1 protein-coding gene is annotated in these 3,173 nt (G+C 62.7%); it reads right to left on the reverse strand.

The genetic code is table 11. From position 1 onward, the window contains the following. The coding region (locus tag AWB76_RS38455) for a non-ribosomal peptide synthetase (protein WP_157696340.1) at positions 1–3,173 on the reverse strand (3,173 nt) is incomplete at both ends.

Genomic DNA, 3,173 nt, shown 5'->3' on the forward strand with positions numbered 1-3,173 from the left:
TCGATCTCGCCAAGCTCGATACGGAAGCCGCGAATCTTGACCTGATGATCGTTGCGTCCGAGGAACTCGAGATTGCCATCGGCACGATAACGCGCGAGGTCCCCCGTGCGATACATGCGCGCGCCGGGCACGAACGGATCGTCGAGGAAGCGTTCGGCGGTGAGATCGTCACGATTCAAATAGCCCCGCGCCACACCCGCGCCAGCGATATAAAGCTCGCCCACCGCGCCGGGCGGTACCAGCTGATGGTGTACATCGAGCAGATACATGCGCGTGTTGGCGATCGGGCGACCGACAGGCACCGTCGACGACGTGATCGCTTCGAGCACCGTCCGATAGCACGATGACCAGACCGTGGTTTCGGTGGGACCATAAAGATTCCACAACGATCCGACCTTGCCGCCCAGACGAGCCGCGAGCCCTTCGGACAACGCTTCGCCACCGCATAAAGCGGTCAGTTTCGCGTTGCCCGGCCACTGCGCATCGAGCAGCATGCGCCAGGTCGCGGGCGTGGCCTGCATGAAGCTGATGTCGTGTTTGTCGATGAGCGTTTGCAGCGCGAGCGGATCGGCTGCATCGTTTCGACGTGCGAGCACGACGCAGGCGCCGGTGATCAACGGCAGATACAACTCCAGCCCGGCGATATCGAAAGCGATGGTGGTGACGGCGAGCAGCGTATCGGCGGCGCTCATCGCGGTGATCTCGCGCATCGAGCAGAGGAAGTTCAGCATCTCGCGATGCTCGACCATCACGCCCTTGGGCTTGCCGGTCGAGCCGGAAGTGAAGAGCACGTACGCGAGGTGATGCGGAGCCACGGGCGTTTGCGGATCGTCATCTGAAGCAGCAAACGATGCGTTCGGATCGAGCACGGTCAGAGCACCGGTGTCGCCGAGTGCTTCGCGTCCGGCGGCATCGGCGAGAAGCAATCGCGGGGTGGCATCAATGAGGATATGACTCAGCCGTTCGCCCGGATAAGCCGGATCGAGCGGCACATAAGCGCCGCCCGCCTTCAGTATCGCCAGCAATGAAACGACCATGCCGATGCCACGCTCCACACACAGCGCCACACGATCTTCGGGACGCACACCGAGTGCGATCAGATGATGCGCAAGCCGATTAGCGCGCGAATTGAGTTCGTTGTAAGTGAGCGATTCGTCGTCAAACACGAGCGCGGTGACATCGGGCGTGCGTCGAACCTGTTGCTCAAACAACCGATGAATGCACAGGTCCTCCGGATAAGCGACCGCCGTGTCGTTCCACGTCTGGACGAGCAAGGTACGGGTTTCGGACGGCAACACATCGAGCCGGTTCACGGGTGTCTGAGGTGCCTGTTCGAGAGCCTGTACGAGGCTCGTAAGTGCTTGCTCCATGTAGCCGCACAACTGTTCGGGCGAGAGCGGCGAGACGGTCTGCGCGGTGAGACCAAGGCTCTCGCCGTTGTCTTCGACCGCCAGCATCAACGGATAGTTGGTGCGTTCTTCGGCACCGAGCAGCTCGATGCCGTCGAAGACCTGTTGCTCATCGGTCGACGCCTGATTGTGTCGATAATTGAGCAAGGCGCTGAAGAGCGGCGCGGGTGCGGCGACACCACTGCATCGCTGTGCGAGCGCGAGCGGTGCATGCTGATGCTGCAACAAAGCGGCGAGACGTTCATGGGTTTGACGCACGCTATCGACGACCGAAGCATCGGTGACATCGAGGCGAATCGGCAGTGTGTTGATCAAGAGCCCCAGCGCCTGATCGACGCCCGCCTGCATGCGTCCGAGCAACACGGTGCCGAAGACGACGCGGCCATCGGAATCGAGCGCACTGGCCGCGCTGAGCACGCGGGCCCACGCAAGATGACACAGGCTCGCGAGACTCACGCCATTGCTTCGAGCCTGAGCACGCAGACGCGTATTGAGCGATGCGGGCAATGTCACGCGCGCTTCGGCGACGGATGAACCGTCATGATGCACATCGGTGAAGCCAAAGGGCAGCGTGGGCTCGCTCACATCGGCGAGCATGTCGCGGAAGAACGCTTCATGTTCGGCTTGAGTTGCACCGAGCCGCGCCTGTGCGACCAGATCGCGGAAGTGTTGCGCGGCGCCGAGTGCGTGCGCGCGATCATCGAGCAAGGCGCTGATCTCCTTCTGGATCACTTCGAGTGTGACGTGGTCACCGATCAGGTGATGCCATACGAGCAACGCGAGCCAGCGTCCTGAATTGGGTTCCTTCGTAATGGTGAGGCGAAGCAACGGTGCCCGATCCAGCGGCAGACGTTGGGAACGCGCATCGAACAGATGCGCGAGTTGTTCTGCGGCAGGACCGTTCGCAGGATCGAGCTCGATCTCATCGACCGTCAACGGCGCTTCACGACAGACGACTTGTGCAGGCGTGCTGAGCCCATCGTGGATGAAGGCGGTGCGCAGAATGTCATGCCGTTTGATGATCTGCTTCAGCGCATCGAGCCATGCATCGAGGCGCGCGCGGGTATCGAAGGCGATACGTGCTGTTTGCAGATACGGGTCGCCCTCGGTGGTGAGCATGTGGTGAAACAGGATGCCTTCCTGCAACGGCGCGAGCGCGTAGATATCCTGCACGTTGGCGAGGCCGCCGGGCACGTGATCGACGATACGATCGATATCGGTCTGCGTGAGCGCGATGAGCGGCAGCATGGCCGGCGTGAGCATCGTGCACTCGGGCGTGATCGCGTTGGGCGGCACGATGATCTCGGCGGTGGCCGCGCCGTCATCGAGCGAAGCGGCGAGCGCGTTGAGCGCGGGCGTGGCGAACAGGTCGCGTACGCTCGCGTGCAGGCCGATACGGCGCATGCGCTCGATGAGCGTCACGGCCAGCAGCGAGTGGCCGCCCAGTGCAAAGAAGTTGTCCTGCCGGCCGACGCGCTCCAGTCCGAGCAGTTCGGCCCACAGCGCGGCGAGCGCGGTCTCGGTCGGGCCTTGCGGTGCTTCGAAGGGGCGCAGCGCGAAGGCATCGGCGTGCGGATCGGGCAGCGCGTGGCGATCGAGCTTGCCGTTGGGCGTAAGCGGCAATGCATCGAGCGTGACGAAGGCCGATGGCACCATGTAGTCGGGCAGGTGCGAGGCGAGATACTCGCGCAGGGCGTTGACATCGATCTCCGACATCAACGTGACGTATGCGACCAGTTGCTGATCCTGCGTCTCTTCATGTCG

It is taken from the genome of Caballeronia temeraria (assembly GCF_001544795.2).
Lineage (GTDB): Bacteria > Pseudomonadota > Gammaproteobacteria > Burkholderiales > Burkholderiaceae > Caballeronia > Caballeronia temeraria.